This is a genomic window from Phaeobacter italicus (genome assembly GCF_001258055.1).
GTDB classification, from domain to species: Bacteria; Pseudomonadota; Alphaproteobacteria; order Rhodobacterales; family Rhodobacteraceae; genus Phaeobacter; species Phaeobacter italicus.
This window is the reverse complement of the sequence record NZ_CVRM01000011.1, coordinates 344119-364528: the sequence shown is the minus strand read 5'-3', so window position 1 is coordinate 364528 and position 20410 is coordinate 344119. Positions and strand designations below refer to the sequence as shown.

Below are 20410 nucleotides of genomic sequence, written 5' to 3'. Positions count from 1 at the left end.
AAGGTCAAAGACATAAAACAGCCCCCCGGTCGCAGACCGAGGGGCCAACGGCGTTGTCTACCGCTACTGCGAGTGAGACTGCAGATAGGCGATGATTGCCTCGATATCCGCGTCCTTCTTCAGCCCGGCAAAGGCCATCTTGGTGCCCTTCATGTAGGCTTTGGGTTTGGCAAGGAACGCTGCCAGTTCTTCTTCGTTCCAGACCAGACCGGCATCACCTGCGGTCACCATCGCCTTGGAATAGCGAAAGCCCTCTGCCGCCCCGGCCTGGGCCCCGATAATGCCATTCAGAACCGGACCTGTTTTGGACTTTGCCCCCTCACCCACCTGATGGCAGGCCTTGCATTTCTTGAAGGTTTTTTCCCCCTTCGCAACCAGCTCCGGATCCAGCGCAACGACCTCGGGTTGCTCCGGCGTGGCCTCGGGTTCTGCCTCTGTCTCTGCACTGGCGAGTAAAACGTCGTCACCGGTCTCGGCTGGCGGTTCGTCGGCTGTGGCCTCCTGCGGCGTGACGTCCAGAACACGTGCGCGCATCGTGATCTCAACGTTGTCTTTGCAGTTTTCCATGCAGGGGCTGTCTGTCCAGAAATGCTTCTCGGCTTGCAGACGGTCGTCCAGAATGAACCCATCTGCATTGGGCAGCTGAATTTCGGCAAACGTCGCATCCGACAGCACGAAGTCGTCATCCACCAGATCGTTGGAATAAAGGATGTAGGCCACGATGGCATAAACCTCATCCGGCGTCAGCGACTGCGCATCGCCAAACGGCATGGAGCGGTTCACATAGTCCCAGGTGGTCGACAGATAAGGCCAGTAGCTGCCCACTGTCTTCAGCGGGTCCTCGTGGTCCAACGTGCCCTGCCCGCCCGCGAGTTTGGGCCAATTGCCCACGCCCTCGGCAAAATCGCCATGGCAGACCGCGCATTTCTCGGCAAAGACCTCTTCGCCGGTGAACACATCACCCGAGCCCGCAGGCAAGCCGGTGCCATCCGGCGCCACGTCCAGATCCCAAGCCGCGATTTCCTCCGGCAAGGCGGGACGGCCGAGGCCGAATTTCTCTGCGGCAACGGGCGAGGCAACCGCCATAGATAAAACAGCCGCTGCAACAACGTTCCGCCTGCTCTCAGTGGGTATCGTCAACACTTCAAGAAACCTCGACATTTTCCGCCTCCCCGTTTGCCTTGACCCACCAGGTCTGGATGGCGTTGTTGTGATAGATGGAATTCAACCCACGCACCTCGCGCAACTGTGCCTTGGTGGGCTGCACATAGCCCGACGTGTCGCGCGCGCGGCTTTGCAGCAGCATCTCGGAGCCATCCCAATTGATGTCGAGGTAAAACCGGGTCAGCGCCTTGTCAGTACCGGGCGCCGCCAGCCGCGCCTCCTGCCAGTTCTTGCCACCGTCCAGCGAAACATCAACGCCAGCGATCGCGCCGCGACCGGACCATGCCAGCCCAGTGATGACCAAGGGCCCTGGGCCATGAGTGATCGGCGCCTGTGGGCTGGGGCTGGTGACGACGGATTTTGCATCCATCTCCCAGGTCCATTTGCGGCTGACCCCATTGGCGAGTGTGTCGGTGTATTTCGATGTCTCCTCGCGGCTTTCGACCGGCTGGTCCATGACCTCAACCCGGCGCAGCCATTTGACCCACATGTTGCCCTCCCAACCGGGCACCACCAGACGAACGGGATAGCCGTGTTCCTTGCGCAGCGCCTCGCCATTGGCCTTGAAGGCGACCAGCACGTCATCCATCGCTTTTTCCAGCGGGATCGACCGCCCGTTAGAGGACGCATCCGCGCCTTCCACGTAGACCCATTTGCCCTCAGGTTTGACGCCTGCCTCCTCCAGCAGGGTCCGAAGGGACACACCGGAATATTCCATGTTGTGGATCATGCCGTGGGTGAACTGCGCGCCATTCAGCTGCGCACCAGCCCATTCCATGCCGGAATTCGCCGCGCATTCGCAGAAATAGACGCGGTTTTCGCGCGGGAAGCGTTCCAGATCCGCATAGGTGAACACCAATGGGGTGTCGACCAGGCCGTTGATCATCAGCCTATAGTCTTCCTTGCGCAGTTCAATCGCGCCAGAATGGTGGCGTTCGAACGCACAGCCCTGCGGTGTGATGGTGCCATCCAGCGCATGGATCGGCGTGAAATTGATCGAACTGATCGTGTCCGCCGTCAGCCATTCCACATTGCGACGCACCACATCGCTTTCGTATTGGATCGGCAGGCCATAGGGGGTCGCATCTACCCCGTCCCCCAGACCAGAGGCCCAGTCCTGCACCTGCGTAATCAGCGGGTCGGGCGTGGCAGCCGAAGCAGAGCCGCCCGCCACCGCCCCTGCCCCAACCGCAGCAGCACCGGCCAGAAACTGGCGGCGCGACGGTTTGGCGTCATGTGTCTTATCAGTCATTTCTGATCGTCTCCTTACATCGAAAAATTCACTTTCATGAATTTTTCAGCGCAAAAATTTTTGGCGAGTGCCGGGCTTATGCGCCCGACACCTGCACGGAATTGTTCGGGGAAAGAGTGACAGTGCCCATCTTGCGAATGTGGCTTTCGACCACATCCCAGATCTGCGGACCTTCGGTCCCTTCATTCACACTGGCCCAGCCAGCCACGGTATAGGTCTTGGCCGGATCAATCGCCTCTCCGGTCTTCAGCAATGTCATATTGCTGATCCGTTCGCCCTGCGGCTTGGTGATGTCGATATGGTAGCCCATGCCACCGACCCGCACCATGTCACCGCCCTGCTGGTAATAGGGGTCGGGGTTAAAGATGTTGTCGGCCACGTCTTCCATCACGACCTTCAGGAACTCGCCTGTCATTTCATTGCGATAGGCCGCACCGTAGCTCATGGAGGTGACGTTCCAGATATCTTCGCGGGTGATGTCATCGCCCGGCAGCAAGGATGGCCCCCAGCGTACACCGGGCGACAGGGCAATATCAGCCTCTCGCTCGCTCAGCAGCGCGTCGCAGATGAGATCATCCCAGGTGCCGTTGAAATTGCCACGCCGATAAAGCAGCTCATCCGTCTGGCCAATCACCTCTGCCAGCTCTGCCTCATACGGCGCGCGCTGTTCATCTATCAGTTTGGAAATCACCGGGTCGGGCGCGATTACGTCCGCAAACACCGGGATCAGCTTGTGCCGCAGCCCCCTCAGCTGGCTGTCGCGCACGTCCAGATCCACCCGAGAGACGAATTTGCCGTTGGAGCCGGATGCGATGATATGCGTCTTTCCCACCAGAACCGGTTCGGGCAACGCATCATGGGTATGACCGGACAGGATCACGTCGATACCGCTGACCACACCGGCCATCTTCTTGTCGACGTCAAACCCGTTGTGAGACAGAACCACGACAACATCCGCGCCAGCGGCGCGCACTTCGTCAACCATGTCCTGCATATGCTCATCACGGATCCCGAAGGAGTATTCCGGGAACATCCAGCCGGGGTTTGCAATCGGCATGTACGGGAACGCCTGGCCGATCACCGCAACCTTTGCGCCGCCACGGTCGAAGAACTTGTAAGGTTTGAACAGCTCGGCCGGTTCATCCCATTCCGCATCGAAAATATTCTGGCCAAGAGCCGCAAAAGGCAGCCCTTCGACGATCTCGTTCACCCGGTCCGACCCCAGCGTGAATTCCCAGTGAAAGGTCATCGCATCCGGTTTTAGCGCGTTCATCACATTGACCATGTCCTGGCCTTCGGTGTGATGGCAGGTGTAGGACCCATGCCAGGTGTCACCGCCATCCAGCAAAAGCGCATCAGGCCGATCGGCGCGGATCGCGTTGATTATGGTGGAGACCCGGTCAAGCCCACCCACCCGGCCATAGCCTTCGGCAAGGGACGCAAAATCGTTATAGGTCAGCGCATAGGCGGACGGGCTGCCATCAGCGATGCCATAGGCCTTGCGAAAGTCTGCGCCGGTGATGTGCGGCACATGACCTTTGTTCGCACCGACCCCCAGATTGATGGATGGTTCGCGGAAATAGATCGGTTTCAGCTGCGCATGAATGTCGGTCACATGGATCAGGCTGATGTTGCCATAGGTGTCAAACTGCAAGAGCTGATCCTGTGTCAGTTTTTGCTGCGCTGCCAGCCGCGCCCAGTTGCCAAAACCAGAGGCCCCAACAAGAGCGGAGGCCGCCATTGAGACCTGCAAGAAATCACGCCGCGAAATCATGGGTTGTTCTTTCTGCTGCTTCACGCGATATATTCGCATGTTTGAATGAAATAGAGGGAAGCGCGCCCCGCATCATGCCTGACGCGGGGCCACGAAAATCAGTTGCGAACAGACGGTGCCTCGACCGACAGACCGTTCCCGCGGGACGCAACGTAAAGCTCCAGCGCAACGAATTCTGCCGAACCCGGGCTGTAGGTTTCGGCCCGAGTGTCGCGCACGCAGCCCTTGAAGCGGGCATGCGCGGTGTTCAGCTTGGTGTTTTTCAGACGGTACACCGGAAAGCCATTGATCTGACCCTGACTGAGATGGTCCGCACGGATCATGTTGCCATAGTTGTCTTCGTGGCAATTGGCACAGGAAAGCTCCAGCTGACCGGTCCGGGTATAGTAGAGCTCCTTGCCCTGCTCCCAGGTGGATTGGACCGGCCCGTCAATAGCCACGTTGACGGGCATCCCGCGCGACTGCACCGAAATCAGCGCCTCCATCGCAGACATCTTGCCGCCGGTGTATTTCCACTTTTCCGCGCCCATCTGGTTTTCACGGCAGTCATTGATCTGCATGGCGAGGGTCCGCACCTCACCTGCGGCTTCGTTCCACTTGGGATAGACCGCGCGCACACCGGCCATGCTGTCTTCGACATCGTCATGGCAAGAGGCACAGGATTTTTCTGCGCTGCCCTCTACCGTGGTCCAGGTGTCCATTGCCTGATCAACAAAGACCATCGCCGGATTGTCAAAGTCATCCATCTGCAACGCCTGGGTCTCATCAGAGCGGAAATGCCAACCAGACATCACCTCATCCAGAGTGTCCGCAAGATGGGCTGGCGCCGCCGCCTTGGTGACCATTTCGATCTCTTCATTGACGACCAGCGTGTCGTCATCCGCCTCTGCGTAGGCGGCGACGGGCAAGGCCAGCGCCATGGCAATTGCTGTGATTGCCTTATTGTTCATGATGTTTCCTCCCTTGGGTGGTCGCCCTACCCGACCAATGGCCGGACCGGGCGCTTGCCTATGGATCCGGAAGGGATCAGCCGATCGCGATCGACTTTTGCTCTGTGTAGACGGACCCGTCATCGTCGTACCAGGTAAAGACAAAGTCACCTGCTTCGGGGACTGTGGCTTCGAACTGGAAATACGGGTTGGTCGAAATCGCGGGCTCCATGGTCACATCGACCACGCTCTCGCCGTTGAACTCGCAGGTGAAGCGGTTGATGATCGAACGCGGAATGACGTTGCCTTCCTTGTCCTTACGCTGACCGCTTTCCATCTTGTGGCTGATGAGGGTCTTGATAGTGACCGCCTCACCGGCTGCGGCTTTCTTGGGGACTTTGACGCGGGGTTTTACACCGGATGCCATGTCGTGAACTCCTGAATTGATTGGGGCGAACCTGAAACCGGCTCGCGCTTAGCCGCCGCAGCCGCCGATGGTCACTTTTACCGTTGCGCTGGCCTTGGCAAAGCTGCCGTCCGCCATCTTTGCCACAGCAACAACGTCCTGCGTGCCTGCCAGACGGATACGGGTCGAAGCCGCCTGAACCGCTGCGAGCGGACCAAAGTTGAAGGTCGCCACGCCCGGCTCCGGGTTGCCGGTTGCCAGCACGAGGATCGCAGTTGCGCCCGGTGCGCTCACCTCGATCGGAACGGTATTGCCGTTTTCGGCGATTTCCGGCGCTGTCAGGGTCAGACCGCTGTCAGCCATATCCGCACCACCGGTAAACTCGGCAATGCGGTCGTCCGCAGCAGCGACCACCGGCATCGGCAGCATGGTCAGGGCAACGGCGCCCAGGCCCAGGCCAAGCGTGTCGCGACGAGAGAACTCCATCTTATGTCTCCTTTGACGTTGATGGCGCTTGGGGATGCAATGACCCTAAGCGTCAGTCTTCCTTGAGGGTCGCCAGAAACGCGACCACATCTTCGATTTCCTGCGCCGTCAAAATGGGCGGCAGCGGTTCCGCACCTGCTTTGCCGGTATAGGCATCGCCCGGGCGGATATAGCCATCGACCTTGTAGAATGCGGGCATCATGGTGCCCTCAAAGGTCTTCTTTGCGTTGGCAACCAGTCCGCGCAGCTCTGCTTCGTTCCAGCGATCGGCAGCCCCGTCAAGCGACGGGCCGATCTCGCCGTGGAACGGCACATCGGCCAGCGCGCTCACCTGATGGCAGGCCACACAGTTTCCTTTGGACTTGTCGCCAACCAGCAGCGCACCACTTGCGGCATCACCTGCCACCCCGCTGAGCGAGGTCTCAACGGCGCCATACTCATCGTAGACAACCTCTTTGGGCGCGGTCTCGCCCGCCAGCGCAACCGTGCCGACAAGGCACGCCGCCAGTGTCAGAGATATATGCTTCATGTTTCCTCCCATTGGCTTTTCACGCGCTGTCGGCGTGCTTCGCTGCCCCTTACCCTAGGCGAGGCACGCTGCGCAACGCAACATCAAATTCATTAATTTGAATTTTTATTTCTCCCCACGACAATCCCCTGACGCGCGCGTCCCACCCCGCCATCAACCGGGGCAACGATCACCACTTTGGGTCTACGTCAATCCGTCGATCCGTTGTCCCGCTCTTGAATTCGGCGGGCATGATAACGCTGGAAATCTTCACCGTTATCAATCGCATACCGCTCTTCGTTCACCCAGGTGAACATATCAAGTGTCGTCCCCACGCCAAAGGCCCCAGGCATTGTAGCGACCGCAGCCTGAGGGGCCGGAACATCACCTACCTCCTGTGGCAGAAACAGGATCGTCGGGGTGAACAGAACGCCCCACTTGCGCGCCATGTCCTTTTCCGAGAGCGTCTCTCCGTCAAAATCCGTGACCTCGACATCGCCATAAAGGTTCAGCTGCACGACAAAGAAATTCTCGGTGATGTAGCTGGCAACATCGGGATGCGGAAACACTGTTTCGTGCATCTTCGTGCAGTAGACACAGCCGCGTTGTTCAAAGAACAGGGCAAGTCGCTTGCCCTCGCTATTGGCTTCTTCCAGGTCTTCCCGCAGGTCCTTGAACGTCTCGCGCATCCAAGGCGCCTTGTGCAGGCCATCGTCCCCCAGTTCCGCCGCCACAACGCGCCCGCTGTCGCCCACCAGCCCAAGCAAGGGCAAAGCCAGGGCTGCGCCAACAATTGCTGCAAAGATATGCTTCATCTGATCAACTCCTCTCAGCTTTTCGCGGATCAATAGACCTCAGCCGATGGCTGCAAATCCGGGAAACCAGCGGATCATTGCCTCGGCAATGTAACGCACGCCGCCTGTGGCAATGAGCACTGCAAACAGGATCAGCATAACGCCCATCCCCTTTTCCACCCACACAAAGGCCGCCCGGTGACGCGAAACGAACGATAAGAATGGCCCTGCAAACAAAGCCGCCACAACAAACGGCGTCGTCATCGCAGCACCATAGACAAACAGCAACACCCCGCCGCGCCAAACATCCCCCATCCCCGACGCAATCATCAGGATCGACGCAAGCGCCGGCCCGACACAGGGGGTCCAGCCAAACCCAAATGCAAGCCCCATCAAATAGGCACCCGCCAATGTCGACGGCTCTGCGGTACTGTCGATCCGGGCCTCACGGTACAGCAGGGGAATGCGGACAACGCCGAGAAAATGCAGCCCAAATGCCAGCAAGATGACCGCCGCCACATAGGAGAGCACGTCCATATACTGACCAAAAAGCTGACCAAGCGCAGTCGCACCCATCCCCATCAGCACGAAAACCGTCGTCACCCCGGCGGCAAAAACAAGGGACGCCAGCACAAGCCTGCGTTGGGCACCGGGGGCTATCACGGCCTTGCCGCGCAGCTCTGCCATCGACAAGCCACCCATGTAGGAAAGATAGAAAGGCACCATCGGCAGGACGCAGGGTGTGAAAAAGCTCAGCAACCCAGCAAAGAGCGCCCCCGCAAGGGAAATTTCCAGCATGACCCTCTTGCCCTCTCTCGCCTTCCGCTGCCCGGACACCACTGTAACAAATCCGCGATCTCACACTGTGAAAAACGCTTCACTATTCACATATTCAAATTTTGTAGTACATATAGGCACAGCGATAAGATCATCGTCAACGACCATCTGGATTGGTAGCTGTGTCATCAACGTACCTTCTGGGCGGCAATGGTCTATGTCTTTTAGCAGTCGGCGGCCATTCAAGCCGCCCAAAACCGTAACCTTGCAAGAGGTCAGCTCAAGATGTTTCACCCGCTTCGCAAGACCGCGCGCCGCCTGGCCACTGCTGCTGCGGTCTTGTGCGCAACGATCGGGGGAACGGCACCGGTGTGGGCCGCAGAGCTTTTGATGGTTGAGCAACCCGGCTGTTCCTGGTGCGCCCGATGGAACGAGGAAATCGCCCCGATCTACCCCAAGACAGCCGAAGGCGCCTTTGCTCCACTGCGCCGGGCGGATCTGCGGGCCCTGCCCGATGATGTCGCCTTGTCACGGCGGGTCACATTTACGCCAACCTTCTTGATCGTGGATCAGGGACGTGAGATGGCCAGACTGGAAGGCTACCCGGGCGAAGATTTCTTTTGGCCCCTGCTGACACAGCTGCTACAGCAGCACACCAGCTTTGACCCGGAGACGGCCCAGCGCCCGACGCCTGCGCCCGATACTGCCGCTGACCACAATGGTTGAACCAGGAAAGACAAACGACATGGCCCTGCCTCAGTTCTCAGCCGACATGGCACCCGAAGATCTCGACACGATGGTGGACAACGCCACCCGCGCATCCAACTTTCTCAAGGCCATCAGCCATGAGGGACGATTGATGATCTTGTGCCACTTGGTCTCGGGCGAGAAATCGGTGACCGAGCTGGAAGAGCTGCTGTCAGCGCGTCAGGCTGCGGTGTCGCAACAATTGTCGCGCTTGCGCCTGGAGGGGCTCGTCATCCCCCGCCGCGAGGGCAAGGCAATTTACTACCGACTTGCCGATGACCGCCCACGCCGCATTCTCGAAGTTGTCTACGAATTGTTCTGCAAAGACAGCTGAGAAACGTGATACCTGCCTTTGCAACAGACCACCTTAGTGATGCGCATCTTACGGCGCTTGTCGGTCTATTCGGAGGCATTCTGCTGGGGCTCGCTGCCCGGCTTGGCCGGTTCTGCACCTTAGGCGCGATCGAAGACCTGTTGTACGGCGGAAGCAGCCTGCGCATGCGCACCTGGGGCATGGCCATCGGCCTGTCCATTCTCGGCAGTTTCTCCCTGATCGCATTTGGCTGGCTGGATCCCGTGCAGTCGCAATATCTCGCGGTCCGCTGGATGCCCATGGCGTCCATTCTGGGCGGATTGATGTTTGGCTATGGCATGGCGCTGTCCGGCATGTGCGGCTATGGCGCGATTGCCCGACTGGGCGGGGGGGATCTGCGCAGTTTTGTGATCGTACTGGTGATGGGTGTGTCCACCTATGTGGTTCTGACGGGCCCGCTTGCGCCGCTAAGGGATGCGGTCTTTCATCAGGAAGAAATCACCAGCCACACCGCCCAGGGGATTGCGCAACAGCTGTCAGCAATCACAGGCCTGTCCGTTCCCGCCGTCGGTCTGATAATCGGTGCGCTCATCCTGGCTTTCTCTGCCAAAAGCCGTGAAGTCATCGCAACCCCATCCTCTATCGGCTGGGCCGCGCTGGTTGCCCTTGCCGTGATAAGTGGCTGGGCTGGCACCTCCTACATCGCCCGCACCGGGTTTGATGCGATCCCCGTTGTGTCACACTCCTTTTCCGCCCCCCTTGGCGAAACCATTCTTTGGACAATGACCGGGAGCCTGCGCCCACTCAGCTTTGCCGTGGGGTCGGTAGCTGGTGTCTGGTTCGGCGCCTTTATCGGATCGCTCCTCAAGGGGCATTTCAGGTGGGAAGCCTGTGATGACCCCCGCGAACTGCGCCGCCAGATCATAGGGGCCGCGATCATGGGGGCGGGCGCCGTCATTGCAATGGGTTGCACAGTCGGGCAAGGCCTGAGCGCATTTTCACTGTTGGCTGTCTCGGCCCCCGTGACATTTGTGGCCATTCTGGTCGGAGCGGCCATCGGCTTGCGACAGCTGATCGAGGGCTTTCGCCGCGCCGCGTGACAAACCGGCCTGCCCGCGCGCGCAAACGGCAATGTGATTTTGCCCCAACCGCAAACCAGCTAAGTTTGATACAGGCATACACGGCGGCAGGCGGAGTTTAGCGATGTTCCATGATGTTCGGCCCAATGCAGAACGACCTGTCCCAATGGGGCGCTCGGGTCATCAGGCGCGCGCCATCACTGCAGATCGCGGCAACGGGTCTCACCTGACACTGGCCGCGCTATGCGGTGTTTGCGCGCTTTTGCTGCTGGTCGCCCTGCCCCGTCTCGCCCATGGTGGTGACATGGCGGCGCGACAGGGGTGGGCGGTGCATCCATCGGCCAAGGATTTCCCAACCCTCGTCCAGGACGTGATCGCGGCAACCAAGGAAGAGGGTCTGATTGTTGTAACACAGGCAGGCCCGACCAAGGCAGCAGCGGCCCGTGGTATCACCATCCCCGGAAATCGGGTCATTGGCGTTTTCAACAATGACTTTGCCGTGCGGATCTTGGCGCATTCGACCCCAGCCATGATCGAAGCACCTGTCCGGCTCTATGTCACCGAAAACACCGACGGAAGCGCAACACTTTCCTACAAGACCGCCACCCACGTCTTTGCCCCCTACTTCGACGACGGCGGCGCTGAGCTCGCTGACATAGCAGCGGAACTGGACCGCTATCTTGCAGCAATTGCGCAAAAATCTGTAACAACTCGGCCTTGATGCGCGCAAATCCTCACACCCGCGTGAGAAGCCTTGCACTTACACAGGGTTCCGGCAATTTGGCCCCATCAGATTGACCACGACGCGACCACAAGGGGTTTTCCCAGATGACTGAAACCACCACCACCGATGGCGGTGACACCGCTCCATTGCGTGCCGCCGATGTGCTGGCACAGCGCCTTTATGATGCGGGGTGCCGCCATGCGTTTGGCATGCCCGGCGGAGAAGTGCTGACATTGGTGGATGCACTGACAAAGGCCGGGATCACCTTTCATCTGGCAAAGCACGAAAACAGTGCAGGTTTCATGGGCGAAGGTGTGCATCACAGCGACGGGGCCCCGGCCATTCTTGTCGCAACCCTCGGGCCGGGTGCGCTCAACGGTGTGAATGTGGTTGCAAATGCCCATCAGGACCGGGTGCCGATGGTGGTGCTGACAGGGTGTGTCGATGCCGCCGAAGCCGCAACCTATACCCATCAGGTGCTTGATCATCAGGCGGTTTTTTCTGCCATCACCAAGGCCAGTTTTCGCCTGGATGCAGAGGCGGCCGGGGTCATTGCAGACAAGGCCCTGCGCATCGCAACAGCCGAGCGCAACGGCCCGGTGCATATTGACGTGCCGATCTCTGTCGCCGACACCCCCGCAGGCAGCCACCGCCCCCGCATCGCGCCTGCAAGAGCGACGCAGGCAGCGCCCGCAGACCTTGCGCAGGCGCGCGGCTGGCTGGAAGAGGCAGAGCGCCCGCTCGCGATCGTCGGCCTCGATGCGCTGACCCAAAACGCCGGTCCCGCGCTGCAGGCATTTCTGGAACACCACCAGATCCCGTTTGTCACGACGTACAAAGCCAAGGGCATTCTGCCAGAGGACCATCCTTTGTGTCTGGGTGGGGCCGGGTTGTCTCCCCTCGCCGACCGGCATTTGCTGCCGCTTGTGCAGGACGCCGATCTGATCCTCGCCCTCGGTTACGACCCCATCGAAATGCGCCCCGGCTGGCGAAATGCCTGGGATTGCGGCCAGCAGCGTGTGATCGATATCGCGGCTGAGGACAACACGCACTACATGCACGATGCCACCCTCACAGTGGTTGCAGGTCTCGCCCCCACGTTGCGGGCTCTGACGGTTGGCGCACAACTCGCTGATCAACCAGATGCTACCCCTGACCGCTGGCCCGACGGACAGATTGCCAAGGCACGCGCTGGCCTTGCGGCAGCGTTTGCGCGCGATCAGGCATGGGGCCCGGCTGCCATCATCGATGAATGCCAAAAGGCGCTGCCCGCAAACACGCTTGCAACAGCAGACAGCGGCGCCCATCGGATCCTGCTGTCGCAGATGTGGCACTGCCACGAGCCACGGGCATTGATCCAATCTTCCGGTCTTTGCACCATGGGCTGTGCCGTTCCCATGGCGATCGGGCGCAAACTCGCACAGCCAGACCGCCCGGTTGTCAGCTTTTCGGGTGACGCAGGTTTCCTGATGGTGGCAGGTGAATTGTCGACCGCTGCTGAACTTGGCGTTGCGCCGATCTTCGTGGTTTTTGTCGACGCCAGCCTTGCGCTCATCGATCTCAAGCAACGCCAGCGCAAGCTGGACAATGCAGGAGTTGACTTTGGCCAACATGATTTTGCATCCATTGGCGCCGCCTTTGGTGGTCACGGCGTCCGTGTCCGCGACCGCGACAGCCTGCGATCGGCCCTTGCCGCAGCCCAAAAAGCAGATCGTTTCACCGTGATTGCCGCGGAATTTGACCGGGAGGCATATGATGGCCTCATCTGATACCCTCCCTCATGGCCCCCTGAGCGGGGTGAAGGTCCTGGATCTGTCGCGCATTCTTGCGGGGCCCACCTGTACCCAGATGCTGGGGGATCTCGGCGCCACGGTCCTGAAGATCGAAAACCCGCGCAGCGGAGGGGATGACACCCGTCAATGGGGCCCGCCCTATGTTGTCGATGCCAAGGGCAATCAATCAGACCTGTCCGCTTATTTCATGTCCGCAAACCGCAACAAGCGTTCGGTCGAAGTCGACATCACCACCTCTGACGGCCAAGCCACGATCCGCCGTCTTGCCGCCCATGCCGATATTCTTCTGGAGAACTTCAAGCCGGGTGGTCTGCGAAAATACGGCCTCGACTATGACAGCCTGCGCAAGGATTTTCCGCATCTGGTTTATGGGTCGATCTCCGGATACGGCCAGACCGGCCCCAACGCCCATAAGCCCGGCTATGATTTGATGGCCCAAGGATACGGCGGCATCATGTCCCTGACCGGTGAACCTGATGGCCGCCCCATGAAGGTTGGCGTTGGCATCGCAGATGTCATGTGCGGAATGTATGCCTGTGTCGGCATCCTCGCCGCCCTGCGCCACAAGGAGCAGACAGGTGAAGGTCAGCAGGTCGACATTGCCCTCGTCGATGCCCAGATCGCCTGGCTGATCAACGAAGGGGTGGCAACGCTGAACACTGGCAGTGCCCCCAAGCGGCGCGGCAACGAGCATCCCAGCATTGTGCCCTATGGGCTTTATGAGACCGCTGATGGTCATGTGATCCTCGCCGTCGGCAACGACTCCCAGTTCGGCCGCTTTCTGCAGTTTCTCGGTCTGGAGGGACTGGCCCGGGATCCTCGTTTTGCCACCAACCCGGCCAGACTGGAGCACCGCGACGCCCTGGCGGACATCATCGTGCCTGCGATCCGCCAGCACACGACCGACGCGGTAATCGCCGCAATGGAAGAGAGAAAAGTGCCAGCAGGCCCAGTGCAAACGCTGGACCAGGTCTTTGCCTCCGACCAGGTGGCGGCCCGCAAAATGGCGATTGAAATGCAGTCCGAGGCTGGCCCGGTCCAATTGCTTGGCAACCCGCTCAAACTGTCCCGCACCCCCGTAACCTATCGTCATGCACCGCCGACATGTGGCAGCAGCACTGACGTTCTGGAGCAAGACGGCGACCCGTTTGATGCGCTGTGACAACGACAGAACCCGGACAAAGATTCGAACAGCAAACGCAGCAGCGACCCCTGGGTCGCTGTTTTGCATTTGCGGCGCCCGAATGTTTCAGAAAACGTCGTGCTATCCCCCTGAAATCATGCATTTAACCGGCGACTTTTGGCCGAGTGTTACAGAAACAGGCAGGCTTTGGCCAAACGCCTGCGATACCCCCTTGCCAGAACGTCAAAAATGCAGGAAATCGCCCGAAATTGTCACAGTTAGTGGCTGAAAACCGCTATTTCACACACGGCACATCACCAAACCGCGAGCGGGCATCGCGAGAGGCTATTTCGTGCTTTAACCTCGGATCAAAGCACCCCTGCTTTCGTTTTTTACACGGATCGGACAGACGATGATGCAAGATATTTTTGGCCAGGAGACCAGCCTCAAGACCGCGGCCGCGCTGGAAAGTTGGAACGGCGTGCAGATGGCTGTTCTGGCGCATTCCGCCGCCGCGCCCCAGCATTTGGGTGCTCTTCTGGAAGCCGAACCAGAATTTGCCATGGCACAGGCAGCAAAAGGCATGTTCCTTCTGCTGTTGGGCCGGTCCGAACTGATCCCGACGGCCCATGAAGCGTATGCCGCAGCCAAGGCAACAGAGGAAGCCGCTTTGCCGCGCGAGCGCCATTTCATTGCGGCGCTGGGTGCATGGCTTGATGGCCGCCCCTCTGCCGCAATTGCCGAAATGGAGGCCGTGCTGGCCAAGCACCCTCAGGACTCTCTCGCCATGAAGATGAGCCACGCGATCCGGTTTATTCTGGGTGACAGCGCAGGCATGCGTCGGTCGATCGAACGTGTGCTGCCCTCTTATGACCCGGCCCACAAGGGACGTGGTTACCTGCTTGGCTGTCACGCCTTCGCCTTGGAAGAGACCGGCGCATATGAACTGGCAGAGGCCACAGGTCGCCAGGCCCTTTGGATGGCGCCAGACGATGCCTGGGGACTGCATGCTGTCGCCCATGTCCATGACATGACGGGCAACTCCAAAGCTGGGCTTGATTGGTTGTCCGGTCGCGAGGAGGCCTGGGCACATTGCAACAACTTCCGCTACCACGTCTGGTGGCACAAGGCGTTGATGCATCTCGATCAGGGCCAGACCGACGAGGTGCTCGCGCTTTATGATCGGGAAATTCGCCAGGACAAAACCGATGACTATCGCGACATTTCCAACGCGACATCACTCTTGATGCGGCTGGAGCTTGAGGGGGTCGCCATCGGCGACCGCTGGGAAGAGCTGGCTGAACTTTGCGCCAACCGGACCGAGGATGGCTGTCTGATCTTTGCCGATCTGCATTACCTCCTGGCGCTGGTTGGTGACAATCGCAAGGCGGACACAGGCAAACTGGTCCAACGCATCCACGCAGATGCCCGCCGCGGCGCCAGCGAGAGCGATGGGCGCATGGCAACCCCCGGCTGCAGCCTCGCACTTGGGCTCGAAGCCTTTGGCGAAGGGGACTACAAAGACGCCTTCATCCATCTCTCTCACGGTCGTTCCAGCCTGCAGCTGGCAGGTGGCAGCCACGCCCAGCGTGATGTCTTTGAGCGCGTCACCATTGATGCGGGCCTGCGGGCGGGCCGCCTGGATGCGGTCGAAGCCATCTTGAACGACCGCCGCACCCAACGCGGAGGCGCCGAAGACAGCTTTGCCCTCGCCCGCCGCGCGCTGATCGCAGAAGGCCGTGGGTCCTCCACCGCCCAAAGCGTTCCAGCCGAATAACCAAGTAAGGACACGGACACAGATGGCGAACATCTCGCCCTTCCCCGCCAATCAAAGTGGCGATGCAACAGAGGTTGCCAATCGCTTGGCACCTCCTCAGGTTCCGGCGCCTCAGCGTCGGGCACGCGACCCGCGACTGGATTTCTTTCGCGGCATTGCGATGTTCATCATTCTGTGCGCCCACATCCCCGGCAACCGCTGGACCGGCTGGATCCCCGCCCGGTTCGGCTTTTCTGACGCCACAGAGATCTTTGTTTTCTGCTCGGGAATGGCTTCGGCCGTTGCCTTTGGCAGCACCTTTGCACGCCGCGGCTGGCTGATTGGCACGGCGCGCGTCATCTTCCGCTGCTGGCAAGTTTACTGGGCCCATATCGGGCTGTTTGTTTTCATCGCAACGACGATGGCGGCACTCGATCTCTACGGCGGCTTCGACAAGAGCTATATCGGCTCGCTCAATCTCAAACCTTTTTTTGAAAACCCCGTCCCCCAGCTCGTTGGCCTGATGACACTGGCCTATGTGCCCAACTATTTTGACATTCTGCCAATGTATCTGGTGGTGCTTGGGTTGATGCCTGTCATGATGGGGCTCGAGCGGATCGGTTTTTGGGCTGTGGCCGCTGCGTCCATCGGCATCTGGCTCCTTGCCAATCCCTATATGGCCGGCTTTGGCCCCGACGGCATTGGCCTTTCCGCCGAGCCCTGGTCGCAGCGCGAGTGGTTCTTCAACCCCTTCGGCTGGCAGTTGCTGTTTTTTACCGGCTTTGCCTTTATGGCAGGCTGGCTGCCTGCTCCGCCGGTTTCCAAATGGCTCATTGGACTGAGCGCAGCCTATCTGGTTCTGCTTGCCCCCTTCGGATCCTGGAAGGTGTTCCTGTGGGTGGACGCCGCCATGCCTGCCTTGGGTGATCTTATCCGCCCCACATGGGCAGTGACGTCTGAATGGCGCGAAAAAACAGATTTCGGCTTGCTGCGCTATGGCCACTTCCTGGCGCTCGCCTATCTGGCGTGGGTGGCGGCAGGAGAAGGAGGCAAACACCTGATCGCGACCGGCCACAGCCTGGCTGCGCGGATCTGGGCAGGTCTTTTGCGGATTATTTCCAAGGTTGGCCAGCAATCGCTCGCGGTTTTTGTTTTCTCGATGGCACTGGCCCGTCTGCTGGGGCTCGGGCTTGATCTCACCAACCGGTCGGTGCTGACCACCGCCTTTTTCAACCTTCTCGGTTTTGCCCTGATCATCGGCTGCGCCTATACCGCCGCCTGGTTCAAATCACACCCTTGGAAGACCAAAAAATGAGCACAGTAACGCGACGCGCTTTTTTGACGATGGCCCTGGCAAGCACCGCACCCATTGCGCTTGGCGCCTTTGCGGCACCTGCCCGCGCCACAGGTCTTCCCGCGTTTTCACAGGATATGGTCGTTGCCATGGCCCGTGACCTGGCTGGCCAGGACTACACCCCACGGCCAAGCGTGCCCCAGGATTGGCTCAACCTCACCTATGAGGAATACCAAACACGCTGGTTCCGCAGCCATGACGCCCTGTGGTCCAAAACCCCGCGCAGCTACAACGTCGATTTCTTCCTGCCGGGGCTCTATTTCCCGCGCCCGATTGAAATCAACACAGTGATTGATGGCGTCGCAGAGAATGTCGCCTTTGATCTGTCGCTGTTTGACAAAACAGACATGGCCCCCGATCTCAGCCTTGACGACACCCTTGGTTATTCCGGCTTTCGTCTTCGCACCGAGCTGAAAGAGCCGGGCAAGAAAAACGAATTCTGCGTCTTTCAGGGCGCCAGCTATTTCCGCGCAATTGGATCAAACAACAACTATGGCCTGTCTGCACGTGGTCTTGCTGTGAAAACAGCAGATCCCGCTGGCGAGGAGTTCCCCGAGTTCACCAAGTTCTGGCTGGAAGCCCCGGTACCCGGACAGAAAAACATGGTCGTCCATGCACTGATGGACTCTCCCTCTGTGACGGGAGCTTATCGCTTTGACATTCTGCCGGGCCAAGACACGGTGATGGAGGTCGAGGCCACCCTGTTTGCACGTGAAGAACTGGACAATATCGGGCTGGGGCCTTTGACGTCCATGTTCCTTTACGATCAGACAAACCGGGACCGGTTCGACGATTTCCGCCCTGCGGTGCACGACAGCGACGGCCTCTTGGTCGTCAACGGCAACGGCGAAACCCTGTGGCGGCCGCTTGCAAACCCGACCAAGCTCCAGCTGTCGTCCTTTGTGGACGAGAACCCCCGCGGGTTTGGCCTGATGCAGCGGCCACGCCTGTTGTCGGACTACGAAGACTTCGAAGCCCATTACCACAAACGCCCCTCGCTTTGGGTAGAGCCCAAGGGCGACTGGGGCAAAGGGTCGGTGACCTTGGTCGAAATCCCCGCTGACAAGGAAATCTACGACAATATCGTAGCTTACTGGCGGCCGCGCGACACCTATGCGCCGGGGTCCGAGATTTCGATAGCCTACCGTCTGACGTGGGGCGCGGATCCCGAACTGGCAGCTCCACGGGTCATCAACACCGCCTCCGGCGCGCGGATCTTTGGCGATCCGGGGCGGATCATGACCATCGATTTTGCAGCGCATCCTTTGTTTGCCGATGGGGCCGACATGCTGACGGCCCATGTCAGCTCACCGCATGTGGAAACATCTGCCGGTGTATTGCAAGACAACCCTGAAACGGGCGGTGTCCGGCTTGCGTTCTCCTTCGACCCCGGTGAACGAGATCACGTCGAACTGCGCGCGGAACTGCGCAAGGACGGAGAACCGGCGTCCGAAGTTTGGCTATACCGGTGGACCAGATGACCCCAACCGACCCTTTCACTGCCTCTGCGGCACTGACCCCGCCCGAGCAACCGCTTGCCATGCCAGAGCAGGATTTCGCGGTGCGCTTTCAGGACAGCGCAGCCCCGGCCGGTGCGACGGACGGAAACGCACGCAATGTGGCGATTTGGCGGATCCTGGCCTTTTCGCCGGCAATGGCAGCAACTGGGCTGCTGACCTGGGGCATGAAGGACTGGTTTGCTGCAGACGGGTTTTCTGCGCTGGAAGTTGTCCTGTTGGTGCTGATCGCCTTCAATTTCTTCTGGATCAGCTTCTCTGTCTCGACCGTCTTGCTTGGCCTTTGGGGGCTGTCACGCCGCCCACGGGCCCGTGGACGCGGACGCACGGAACCGATGAAAGTGGCCCTTCTTGTGCCGGTCTACAACGAGGTCCCCTGGTATGTGCTGGGCAATGCGCATTCCATGCTGGAAGAACTGCAGGAACGCGGCGGCGCACATCAGTACGCAATGTTCATCCTCTCTGACACTCGCGATGATGCAATTGCGGAGCAAGAGCGCGCCAGTGTCGAAGCGCTGCGGGCGATGCTGCCGGATGGCGCACAGCTCTACTATCGCCGTCGCCCCGACAATCAGGGCCGCAAGGTCGGCAACATCACCGACTGGGTCCGCCGCTGGGGCGCTGGCTGGGACGCGATGCTGGTTCTGGATGCAGACAGTCTGATGACCGGGCGCGCCATTGCTCATCTGGCGGATGCGTTGTCACGCGATCCCGGGGCAGGGCTGATCCAGAGCTATCCGCAGCTCATCGGTGCGCAATCGGTGTTTGGCCGGATGCAGCAGTTCGCCAATGGTGTTTACGGCCTTGCCTTGGCTGAAGGGCTTGCTCGCTGGGCCGGTCACGAAGGCAACTACTGGGGTCACAACGCGATCATCCGCACCCGGGCCTTTGCGACTTGCGCGGGCTTGCCCCCGCTTAGATCTGCCTTTGGTGGCGAAAAGCTGATCATGAGCCACGACTTTGTCGAAGCCGGTCTGCTGCGTCGCGCCGGGTGGAGCGTGAAATTCCTGCCGCGCATCCGCGGGTCTTACGAGGAAACCCCACAGACGCTAGTCGATCACGTCCTGCGGGACCGCCGCTGGTGCCAGGGCAATCTGCAGCACCTGAATCTTTTGAACGCCAAGGGCTTTCGCGCCCTGTCCCGCTTCCATCTTCTGCATGGTGCGATCGGGTATCTGATGGCACCTGTCTGGTTTGCTCTCTTGGTGATCTGGGCGCTGATCGGCACAGGAGAGGACACATCTGTCCTGACCTATTTCAGCGAAGCAAACCCCACCATGCCGTCCTGGCCTGATATGTCAGAGCCGCGCCATGTGCTGGTCATTTTGCTGATCTACGCAATGCTGCTGGCGCCAAAGCTGCTGGCAGTGGCCGCCCTACCCATGACCGGGGCGCGGTTTTCTGAGTATGGCGGTGGCGGGCGATTCTCCCTGTCGCTCATGGCAGAGATCCTTCTCGCGATCCTCTATGCCCCCATCTTGATGGTGCAGCAGATGATCGCAGTCTTTCGCACGGCACTTGGCCTGCAAAAAGGCTGGTCCCCGCAGGCCCGCGATGGCGGCAGCTATTCCTGGCGCACCCTTGCCACGTGCCACGCGCTCGAAACGGTGAGCGGGCTTATCCTCTGGGCCGGGATCATCGCAGGGGTCGTTTCCCTCTGGTTGTTGCCGATTGCGATTTCACTGGTTCTGGCAATCCCGCTGTCTGCTCTTTCGGGTGTCCCCTTGCAACGCTACGCAAAAGCCCTCCTGGCGACGCGAGAGGTTTATGCAGAACCACGGATCACGAGATTGGCCAGAGCCCGCCGTCAAACCCTGCGGCTGGCACTGGAAACCGCAGCCGCCCGCCGCACCGCAGCGGAATAATCGGCAATTGTTCTATTTGTGAAATCACGTCCGCTCAACAGAGGAAATC

Annotated in this window: 19 protein-coding genes; 10 read left to right on the top strand and 9 right to left on the bottom strand. The window is 59.9% G+C overall.

Annotated elements, in window-relative coordinates:
* Positions 1-63: 63 nt before the first annotated feature.
* The 9 genes from NIT7645_RS04995 to NIT7645_RS04955 form a co-directional block, all read right to left on the bottom strand.
* Positions 64-1086: a c-type cytochrome gene (locus tag NIT7645_RS04995; RefSeq protein WP_008561475.1), complete on the bottom strand. Its 1023-nt coding sequence runs from the start codon at positions 1084-1086 to the stop codon at positions 64-66.
* A gap of 58 nt (positions 1087-1144) precedes the next feature.
* Entirely contained in the window at positions 1145-2416 is a 1272-nt protein-coding gene (soxC, locus tag NIT7645_RS04990; RefSeq protein WP_008558749.1) for a sulfite dehydrogenase, read from the bottom strand.
* A 76-nt stretch (positions 2417-2492) separates the two neighbouring features.
* Positions 2493-4190 carry a thiosulfohydrolase SoxB gene (soxB, locus tag NIT7645_RS04985; RefSeq protein WP_008559152.1) on the bottom strand — a complete coding sequence of 566 codons (1698 nt, stop codon included), beginning with the start codon at positions 4188-4190 and terminating at the stop codon, positions 2493-2495.
* A 98-nt stretch (positions 4191-4288) separates the two neighbouring features.
* Complete coding sequence (gene soxA, locus NIT7645_RS04980; RefSeq protein WP_008558825.1) at positions 4289-5140, bottom strand: sulfur oxidation c-type cytochrome SoxA; 852 nt, start codon at positions 5138-5140, stop codon at positions 4289-4291.
* 76 nt (positions 5141-5216) lie between these two features.
* Entirely contained in the window at positions 5217-5546 is a 330-nt protein-coding gene (soxZ, locus tag NIT7645_RS04975) for a thiosulfate oxidation carrier complex protein SoxZ (protein ID WP_008558797.1), read from the bottom strand.
* 48 nt (positions 5547-5594) lie between these two features.
* Positions 5595-6011, bottom strand: coding sequence for a thiosulfate oxidation carrier protein SoxY (soxY, locus tag NIT7645_RS04970; RefSeq protein WP_008561156.1), 417 nt, complete (start codon positions 6009-6011; stop codon positions 5595-5597).
* 52 nt (positions 6012-6063) lie between these two features.
* On the bottom strand, positions 6064-6540 hold the full coding sequence (gene soxX / locus NIT7645_RS04965) for a sulfur oxidation c-type cytochrome SoxX (protein WP_037302462.1): 477 nt from the start codon (positions 6538-6540) through the stop codon (positions 6064-6066).
* Positions 6541-6728: 188 nt separating this feature from the next.
* Positions 6729-7334: a thioredoxin family protein gene (locus tag NIT7645_RS04960; RefSeq protein ID WP_008559567.1), complete on the bottom strand. Its 606-nt coding sequence runs from the start codon at positions 7332-7334 to the stop codon at positions 6729-6731.
* Between the two features lie 39 nt (positions 7335-7373).
* The gene (locus tag NIT7645_RS04955) at positions 7374-8111 is read right to left on the bottom strand and encodes a cytochrome c biogenesis CcdA family protein (RefSeq protein ID WP_008561092.1); all 738 of its coding nucleotides are present in this window, start codon (positions 8109-8111) and stop codon (positions 7374-7376) included.
* A 264-nt stretch (positions 8112-8375) separates the two neighbouring features.
* On the opposite strand from NIT7645_RS04955, the gene NIT7645_RS04950 reads away from it, so the two are divergent.
* The 10 genes from NIT7645_RS04950 to mdoH all read left to right on the top strand — a co-directional run bounded on the left by NIT7645_RS04950 (position 8376) and on the right by mdoH (position 20361).
* Positions 8376-8816, top strand: a complete 441-nt coding sequence (locus tag NIT7645_RS04950; RefSeq protein ID WP_008559323.1) for a thioredoxin fold domain-containing protein — start codon at positions 8376-8378, stop codon at positions 8814-8816.
* Positions 8817-8835: 19 nt separating this feature from the next.
* Positions 8836-9171, top strand: coding sequence for an ArsR/SmtB family transcription factor (locus NIT7645_RS04945; protein ID WP_008563162.1), 336 nt, complete (start codon positions 8836-8838; stop codon positions 9169-9171).
* 8 nt (positions 9172-9179) lie between these two features.
* Complete coding sequence (locus NIT7645_RS04940) at positions 9180-10250, top strand: YeeE/YedE family protein (protein ID WP_037302858.1); 1071 nt, start codon at positions 9180-9182, stop codon at positions 10248-10250.
* Positions 10251-10353: 103 nt separating this feature from the next.
* Complete coding sequence (locus tag NIT7645_RS04935) at positions 10354-10950, top strand: DUF302 domain-containing protein (RefSeq protein ID WP_370728091.1); 597 nt, start codon at positions 10354-10356, stop codon at positions 10948-10950.
* Positions 10951-11057: 107 nt separating this feature from the next.
* On the top strand, positions 11058-12722 hold the full coding sequence (locus NIT7645_RS04930) for a thiamine pyrophosphate-binding protein (protein WP_050686243.1): 1665 nt from the start codon (positions 11058-11060) through the stop codon (positions 12720-12722).
* Complete coding sequence (locus NIT7645_RS04925) at positions 12709-13908, top strand: CaiB/BaiF CoA transferase family protein (RefSeq protein WP_037302861.1); 1200 nt, start codon at positions 12709-12711, stop codon at positions 13906-13908. The genes NIT7645_RS04930 and NIT7645_RS04925 overlap by 14 nt, the downstream gene beginning before the upstream one ends.
* A gap of 373 nt (positions 13909-14281) precedes the next feature.
* Positions 14282-15646, top strand: a complete 1365-nt coding sequence (locus NIT7645_RS04920) for a tetratricopeptide repeat protein (protein ID WP_008560993.1) — start codon at positions 14282-14284, stop codon at positions 15644-15646.
* A 22-nt stretch (positions 15647-15668) separates the two neighbouring features.
* Positions 15669-16940 carry an OpgC family protein gene (locus tag NIT7645_RS04915; RefSeq protein ID WP_008560116.1) on the top strand — a complete coding sequence of 424 codons (1272 nt, stop codon included), beginning with the start codon at positions 15669-15671 and terminating at the stop codon, positions 16938-16940.
* On the top strand, positions 16937-18460 hold the full coding sequence (locus NIT7645_RS04910) for an OpgD/OpgG family glucan biosynthesis protein (RefSeq protein ID WP_037302463.1): 1524 nt from the start codon (positions 16937-16939) through the stop codon (positions 18458-18460). Before NIT7645_RS04915 ends, NIT7645_RS04910 begins: the two co-directional genes overlap by 4 nt.
* Positions 18457-20361: a glucans biosynthesis glucosyltransferase MdoH gene (gene mdoH, locus NIT7645_RS04905; RefSeq protein ID WP_008562012.1), complete on the top strand. Its 1905-nt coding sequence runs from the start codon at positions 18457-18459 to the stop codon at positions 20359-20361. The genes NIT7645_RS04910 and mdoH overlap by 4 nt, the downstream gene beginning before the upstream one ends.
* Positions 20362-20410: the final 49 nt, after the last annotated feature.